The following is a 7,563-nucleotide window of genomic DNA, read 5'->3' as shown; positions in this document are numbered from 1 at the left end:
TGCGGAGAAGACGCGGAGATGTCACCAGGGGGCACTCGGTTTTTCCTGGAGCGCCCCTCGCGGGCCCCTTCCCCCGCCCTGAAGGCAGATTCGAGGAATCGGTCCGGACGGCCGCGCCCAGTGGTGTCCGCTACTGCTTCGGCGTCACCACGTACCCGTACTGCGGTCGGATCAGATGCAGTACGGGCGGTGGCAGGAACCCTCGCACGAGATGCTGATGGCGGCTTCCTCGTGCTCGCCGGTCTCGGCGGCGACCAGGTCCTGCACGTCGAGGTCGAACAGCTCCTGCATGTCGGTGGCCATGGGGGCCTCCCTTCGTCGGTGCCGCGACTGGCCGCGGCGGAATGCAGCGGACGTTAGGCACTTGTGCATGGCCCGAACAATGACCGTGCGCGGCTGAATGGCGAAATTCAGCCAACTCCTGGCCGCTTCTGGCGCCTTCCGACCGGTGGTGGACAGCTCTCGATCGCCGGGATAGACACGACCCCACCCCGACCCGCAGTCAGCAGCGGGTCGGGGGCCCAGCACGACGTACGGCGAACGACGCACGACGCACGAGGCACGAGGCACGAGGCAGCGGGGGTACGGGTGGGGACAGCACACGGGGCACGACGGCAGGACGCGCCCGCCACGCTCTTCACCGCGACCGGCCCCGTCCTGCTGCGCACCCCCGCACTGGCCCGCCCGGCCGCGGCGGCATCCTCGGTCGGGGTCGGGGACACCGCGGTCGGGGACAGCGCGGTCGGGGACAGCGCGGGCGGGGACACCGCCGAGGCCGTGCTGCGCGAGGCGCTGGAGATCTCCAGCCCCTCCCTGGCCGACCAGCTCGACCAGCTCGACCAGCTCGACCAATCCGACCAACTCGACCGGCTCGCCCAGGTTTCTCCCGCCGACCGGCGCCGCGCCGCCGAGGCGCTCGGCCGCTACCGGCTGCGGATGGCCACCCGCCCCACCCCCTTCGGGCTGATGGCCGCCGTCGCCCCCGCCCGCTTCGACACCCGGGCCAAGGTCCGCTGGGACGGCGCCGAACGCCGCGCCTTCCGCCCCGACCTCGGCTGGCTGCTGCCCCTGCTGGAACGGCTGCGCACCGACCCCGCGGTGCTGCCCGGCCTGCGCCTGGCCGTCGACCAGCAGGCCGCCCTGCGCGGCGACCGGCTGGTCCTGCCCTACCTGCCCGAGCGCCCCGCCGGCGCCCACGCCGGTACCCGCACCCGTACGGACGGCGAGGCGCAGCCCGTCGCCGAACGGACCGTCCGGGCCACCGCCGTGGTCCGCGCCGCCGTCCGGGCCGCCGCGCAACCGGTCGGCCACGCCGAACTGCTCGCCGAACTCGCCGCCGGCTTCCCGCAGGCCCCGGCCGAGGCGATCGCCGCGCTGGTCCGCACCCTGGTCGCCCAGGGCTTCCTGCACACCGACCTGACACCCCCGCCGGACAGCACCGACCTGCTGGGCCACGTCCTCGACCGGCTGCCCGAGGGCCACCCCGTGCGGGACGAACTCACCGCCGTACGCGAGCTGTTGGCGCAGGCCGCCGCCCTCCCGCGCGGGCAGGCCACCGACCTGCTGCGCCGGGCCCGCGCCCGGATGACCCACCTCGTCCCCGCCGACCGCCCCCTGCACGCCGACCTCGCCCTGGACGCCGAGGTGGCCCTGCCGCACCAGGTCCGCACCGAACTGGAGCGCACCGCCGAGGTGTTGTGGCGGCTGTCGCCGCCCGACACCGCCCCCGAGCACCTGCGCGCCTACCACGCGGAGTTCGTCGAACGGTACGGGACCGACAGCCCCGTCCCGCTCACCGACCTGCTCGACCCCGACACCGGCCTGGGCCCGCCCGCCGGCTACCGCCGCCCCGTCGGCGGCCGCGGCGCCGCCAACCCGCAGCCCGCCCGCCCCCGCACCGACGCCGACGCCGCCCGCGACCGCCTGCTCGCCGAACTCGCCGCCGGCGCCCTCGCCGACCGCGAACCCGGCGCCCCGCTGCCCGAAGTCGTCCTGGACGACGAGCTGTTGGAGCGCCTCACCCCACCCGGGGAGGACGACGGGAGCGACACCCCGCCCGCCTCCCTGGAGCTGTACGCCGAAATCGCCGCCGACTCCCTCGACGCCCTGGACTCCGGGGAGTTCCGCCTCGTCCTGTCCCCGACCGCCGGCAGCGACCGCGCCGGCGCCACCTTCGGCCGCTTCGCCGGCCTGCTCGGGGGCACGGGGGCGGGTGCGGACGCGGGGGCCTGGCTCGCCGAGGCCGCGGGCCACTGCGGTCCCGACGGCGACGACGTCCTCGACGCCCACCTGGAGTTCACCCCCTACCGCCCCCGCCACGCCAACATCGCGCTCACCCCGCGCTGGCTCGCCCACCGCGTCGTCGTCAGCGCCTTCGCCGACCCCGCCGGCCCGGCCGCCCTGCCCCTGGACGACCTCGTCGTCCTCGCCGACACCCGCCGCCTCGCCGTGTACTCCCGCAGCCTCGGCCGCAAGGTCCGCGCCACCGCCCACCACGCGCTCAACCTGCGCACCGGCGCCCCCAACGCGGCCCGCTTCCTCCAGGAGACCGCCCTCACCGGGCAACGCCCCTGGCAGCCCTGGGACTGGGGCGCGGCCGCCGGCGCCCCCGCCCTGCCCCGGGTGCGCCGCGGCCGGGTCGTCCTGGCCCCGGCCGCCTGGCGCCTCACCGCACCCGTGCCACCCGCCACCGCCCCGTACGACCAGTGGGCCGACGGCCTCGCCCGCTGGCGCCGGCGCTGGGGCGTCCCGGCCGCCGTCCGCCTCGTCAGCGGCGACCAGCGGATCAGCCTCGACCTCGACAACCCCTGGCACCTGCGCCTGCTGCACGGCCAGGCCCGCACCGACACGCCCACCGTCCTCCAGGAGGACCTCGCCCCGGCCGGCGAGGGCGGCTGGCTGCACGGCCCCGACGGCGCGCGCACCACCGAACTCGTCGTCCCGCTGCGCCGCCGCACCCCGCAGCCCTCGGCCACCCCGCCGGTCCGCCGACCGCTGCCCGCCCCGCACCCGCGTACCGCCGAACCGCCCGGCGGCCCCTGGCTGTTCGCCCGCCTCGCGGCCGCCGAGGCCCGCCACGACGAGATCCTCGCCGACCACCTGCCCCGCCTGCTCGCCGACCTCCCCGACGCCGTCGACCGCTGGTTCTTCATCCGCTACCGCGACCCCGCTCCCCACCTGCGGCTGCGCTTCCACGGCACCCCGCCCGCCCTCGCCGCCGACCTGCTGCCCGCCCTGCACGACTGGACGCTCGACCTGCGCCGCGCCGGCCTCGCCGCCGACCTGCGCCTGGAGACCTACACCCCCGAAACCGACCGCTACGGCGGCCCGCACGTCCTCGCCGACGCCGAACGCGTCTTCCACGCCGACAGCCTCACCGCCCTCGCCACCCTGCGCCTGTCCCGCACCGCGCGTGGCGGTGGCCCGCCGCGCGACCTGCTGGCCGCCGTCAACGCCGCCGCCACCGCCCAGGCCTTCCTGGCCGGCCTGGGTACGGTCAGCCCGTCCGTCGGCGCCTGGCTGGCCGCGGTGTACCCGAAGTCGGAACAGCACCACCAGGCGTTCCGCACCCACCGCGCCGCCGCCCTGCGTGCGATCGGCCCCGACGGCCCCACCACCCCCACCGGTGCCCTGCTCCCCGACGACCCCGCCCTGACCGCCGCCTGGGAGCAGCGCGCCACCCAACTCGCCCACTACGCGGCACGGTTGGACCGTCCGGCGGCCGACACGGCACTCGCCTCCCTGCTCCACATGGGCCACAACCGCCTGATCGGCATCGACCGCGAAGCCGAACGCCGCACCTACGCCCTGGCCCGCGGCGCCACCGAAGCCCACCGCACCCGCCACGCACACCAGGCCAGGCAGCCCCGATGAGCCGGCCCGAGCACCTGCTGCGCCCGGCCGCCACCCAACGGGCGTGCGCCGCCGCCCGGTTGGCCCGGCGGCCGGTGGACCGGGTGCCCGCCCTGCCGGCGCTGCCGCCGGCCCCGGCGGGCCCCGGCTCCGCCCTGCCGCGCCCGGTCGGACAACTCGGCTGCTGGGTAGCCTGGTTGGCCCGCCCCTCGGTCGACCCGACGCCCGCCTTGCTGGCGCCGCCCAAGGCGCGGTTGCTGGACCCGGCGGGCCCCGCGTCTGCCCCGCCGCGCCCGGTCACCGCCCACCCGGTCGGCCAACTCGACATCTGCATAGCCAGGTTGGGCCACCGGGCGATGGGTCTTGGGCCTGCCCGCGCCCGCCGTGCGAACCAAGGGGGAAGGCCGATGCGCCGCCCTGAGCCTCTGCCGCCCACGGCCGCCATCCAACCTGCCGCCCCATCCGCCGCCCAACCGACCGACCCCGTGCCCGCTTCACCGCCGTACGGAGGCCACGCCCGCGGGCCGGCCGGGCGGGTCTGCCGATCGCATCCGAGGAGGGCCCGATGAACCAGGCCGAGCACCTGCTGCGCACGGTCGCCGACCGGCTCGCCGCCGTCCCCGCCGGGCCCGCCACCCGTCCCGCCGAGCCCGCCGAGCCCGCCGGGCCCGGGCCCGGGCTCGGTTCCGGCCGCAGCGGCGCCGCGCTGGCGCTCGCCGTCCTCGCCGGGGACGACCCCGCGCTGCGCCGCGCCGCGCACGGGCACCTGGCGGCCGCCGTGCGTTCGCCCGGGGCGATGCGCGGCGGCGGCCTGTACTCCGGTGCCGCCGCGATCGCCTTCGCCGCCCGCACCATGGTCCGGGCCCCCGGCGAGTACCGCACCCTGCTGGACGCGCTGGCACCCCGCCTGCACCGGTCCGCTGCCTCCCGCACGGCCGCGCTGCGCGCCGACCTCGCCGCCGGGAACGGCCTGCACGCGCACACCTTCGACGCCGTCTCGGGCGCGGCGGGCCTGGGGCGGCTGCTGCTCGCGCTGGAGCCGGACGGGCCCGCCCTGGCGGACCTGCTCGCCGCCCTGGTCGAGTTCGCGGAGCCGGGCGGCGGTCCGCTGCCGCGCTGGTGGACGGCCGGTGGCCCCGGGCTGCCCGGTGCGGATCCCGAGCAGCCGCGCGGTCACCTCAACCTCGGCCTGGCGCACGGGATTCCGGGCCCGCTCGCGCTGCTCGCCCTGGCCCGTCTGCACGGCGTGCGGGTGCCCGGCCAGGACGAGGCGATCGAGTCCCTGGCGGGCTGGTTCGCCGCGCGCCGCGTGCCCGCCGGTTCCGCCGCCGGGGGGTTCTGGCCGATGACCGTACGGGTCGAGGACGAGGAGGCCGGCCGCCTGCCCGCCGACGGGCCGCGGCGGGCCGCCTGGTGCTACGGCACGCCCGGGGTCGCCCGCGCGCTGTTCCTGGCCGGCGCCGCCCGGGGCCGCGCCGACTGGCGGACCGCCGCCGTCTCCGCCCTCGACGAGACGCTGTGCGACCCGTCCACCTGGAACATCACCGGCCCAGGCCTGTGCCACGGCACCGGCGGCCTGCTGCTGATCACCCACCGGATGGCCGCCGACTCCGGCTCCGCCGCCCTGGCCGCCCACCTGCCCGCGCTGGCCGCCACCGTCGCAGCCGACCTCGACACCGCCCTGGCCGCCGACACCCCGCCCGCCTTCCTGGAGGGCACCGCCGGCGCCGCCCTCGCCCTGCACACCCACACCCATGCTGGAACGCCCCCCGAGGCCGCCACCCCGTGGGACGCCTGCCTGCTCCTCGGCTGAGCAGCGGTCCGGTGTTCCCCACCGGGCTGGGGGCAGGGTCTGGTTCCCCCTGGCGGGACCGCAGGCGCTCGACAGTCGGTGTGCGTCGGTTGAGGCCGCTGGAGAGATAGCTTCGTCGGAGTCCGGTGGCGGATTCATCTCCCGGCGCGCACGGTCAGCGAGGGAACATGTCGGCGTAGGGGTCCGGTTCGCCAGTGGCAGGGTCGAGTCCTGCCTTCCAGCGGAGTTGCCCCACCCGCCAATGGACGAAGGTCGGCGGTGAGCAGTTCCACAGCTCACCGCCGATGCTGATCGGCCAGCTCGGCCACCCGTCGTGGTCTTCCTGAACCAACCGCCGGAGGAACTCGACCATGCCGAACGGGTGGACCGTGAAGGTCGGGTTCGTGTGTCGTCCGTAGACCAGGACCGGCCAGCGGTCCGGGTCACTGTCTTCGGTCAGCCAGCAGAGAATGTCCGGCCCAGAGGTGATTCCCCAGGCGAGAATGTGCCCCGGATCGACATCGAGAGCGGCCCTGCCGCCCTCCATTTCCCAGCCGTAGCGGGCGTTCTCGGTCTCCCCTGCCATGTCGCCGGGGTCCCACTGAATGCCCTCCGTGGGAACGGGAAGCAGGACGCTGGCCTCGTCGTTGATCGAGCCGCCGCCGTAGACGGACATGAAGGCCCTGTAGTCAGCGGGGAAGCGGGTTTTCAAGGTTGCCTCGGCGACCGCCCAGTCGACCTGTTCGTCGGCACCGTGCTCCGGCGACATGATCTGGGCGAGCGCTGCGATGCCCGGGTGCTCCACGGCTGCCGTCCCTCTCTTCTGGGGTGATCCGATCAACCTAATGGCCCGGTCGGACAGCGTCCCCTCGCCCGGTTCGACTCCAGCGGCGTGAGTCCGGATGCTGTGGCAGATCCGCCGCGATCGCGATCGGATATTCCCCACACCCGGGGTCCGCCGCGACCGCTTCCGAACCCGTCGACCGCGTCAACGCACCGGTGGGCGGGGGTGGGTGTCCCAGTGTTCGGCGGCCGTGCGGCCGAGCAGCACCAGGTCGTGGTGGGCGCCGGCGAAGAACTCGTGCTCCCGTAGCCGGCCCTCCTCGACGAAGCCGAGCCGGCGGAACAGCGCCAGCGAGGCGTCGTTGTTGGTGAGGTGGCCGTCGAACGGGCCGACCTTGGTCACCGAGTGCCCGCCGAGCAGCACGATCTGGACCACCAGTTCACCACGTGCCGTGGTACACCGAGCTCACGGCCAGGGCGGCCACCGGCAGACAGAAGAACACGGCCCAGGGGCCCAACTGGTAGTCACGGACCCGCAGGTGGGCACAGAACGCACCCAGGAAGTACAGCACGAGACCAGCGGCGGCGAGCGTGCCCAGCGCCGGCACGGCGAACCCGGCCAGCAGTCCCAGCGCCCCCGCTGCCAACAGTGCGCCCAGCGGGCGCATCCAGGACCGAGGCACGCGCAATTTGTCCGCCTGGCTCTTGGGGTACTCGTGGCCGATGAAGTTGGCCACGGCGGCCAAGCCGTTGACGGCCGAGGTGAGGATGACGACCACGAGGTAGGCGGCGAACACGAAAGTCTCCTTCTTCGCGAGAAACGACAGCTGGGTATCCGTCTCTCGGACAAAGCAGCGCCCTGAAAAGTGACATGCCGCCGCACATCAGTCGCCGCGCGCACGTTCGATACACGCCCTAGGTGTATTGACCATGAGCGTTGTTGACGGTGGTTGGGCTTGATCATGGCGAAGACCTCCGGTGTGGTGGAGGTGTCTAGGCTCCACACCACACACGGAGGTCTTCGTGTCCCACCGTAACGCCCGGCTGACCGTGCACGGCAGGCGGCTCCTGATCGAACGCGTCCGCGCAGGCCGCCCAGTGGCGCACGTAGCCGCCGAGATGGGCATCTCCCGGGC

General features: G+C 75.4%; 5 protein-coding genes and 2 pseudogenes. 3 read left to right on the top strand and 4 right to left on the bottom strand.

The window, feature by feature from the left end:
• Window positions 1-171: 171 nt before the first annotated feature.
• On the bottom strand, window positions 172-303 hold the full coding sequence (locus ABTY15_RS39215) for a hypothetical protein (RefSeq protein WP_350607360.1): 132 nt from the start codon (window positions 301-303) through the stop codon (window positions 172-174).
• 285 nt (window positions 304-588) lie between these two features.
• Here ABTY15_RS39215 and ABTY15_RS39210 point away from each other — a divergent pair, with 285 nt between their 5' ends.
• Window positions 589-3,873 (top strand): lantibiotic dehydratase, encoded by a 3,285-nt coding sequence (locus ABTY15_RS39210; protein ID WP_350607356.1) that lies wholly within the window; start codon window positions 589-591, stop codon window positions 3,871-3,873.
• A 544-nt stretch (window positions 3,874-4,417) separates the two neighbouring features.
• Window positions 4,418-5,665 carry a lanthionine synthetase LanC family protein gene (locus tag ABTY15_RS39205; protein WP_350607351.1) on the top strand — a complete coding sequence of 416 codons (1,248 nt, stop codon included), beginning with the start codon at window positions 4,418-4,420 and terminating at the stop codon, window positions 5,663-5,665.
• Window positions 5,666-5,819: 154 nt separating this feature from the next.
• Here the strand turns inward: ABTY15_RS39205 and ABTY15_RS39200 are convergent, their stop codons facing one another.
• From ABTY15_RS39200 to ABTY15_RS39190, 3 genes and pseudogenes are all read right to left on the bottom strand, one after another.
• Window positions 5,820-6,449, bottom strand: coding sequence for an SMI1/KNR4 family protein (locus tag ABTY15_RS39200; RefSeq protein ID WP_350607348.1), 630 nt, complete (start codon window positions 6,447-6,449; stop codon window positions 5,820-5,822).
• Between the two features lie 183 nt (window positions 6,450-6,632).
• Window positions 6,633-6,791, bottom strand: a pseudogene (locus ABTY15_RS39195) (GNAT family N-acetyltransferase); the annotation flags it as partial.
• A 76-nt stretch (window positions 6,792-6,867) separates the two neighbouring features.
• On the bottom strand, window positions 6,868-7,224 hold the full coding sequence (locus ABTY15_RS39190; protein ID WP_350607344.1) for a DoxX family protein: 357 nt from the start codon (window positions 7,222-7,224) through the stop codon (window positions 6,868-6,870).
• 226 nt (window positions 7,225-7,450) lie between these two features.
• On the opposite strand from ABTY15_RS39190, the pseudogene ABTY15_RS39185 reads away from it, so the two are divergent.
• A pseudogene (locus ABTY15_RS39185) lies at window positions 7,451-7,563 on the top strand (leucine zipper domain-containing protein); the annotation flags it as partial.

Source organism: Kitasatospora sp. NPDC097643 (assembly GCF_040302625.1).
Taxonomy (GTDB): Bacteria; Actinomycetota; Actinomycetes; order Streptomycetales; family Streptomycetaceae; genus Kitasatospora.
The sequence above is the reverse complement of the archived record's forward strand: the minus strand, read 5'-3'. Positions and strand labels throughout refer to the sequence as shown.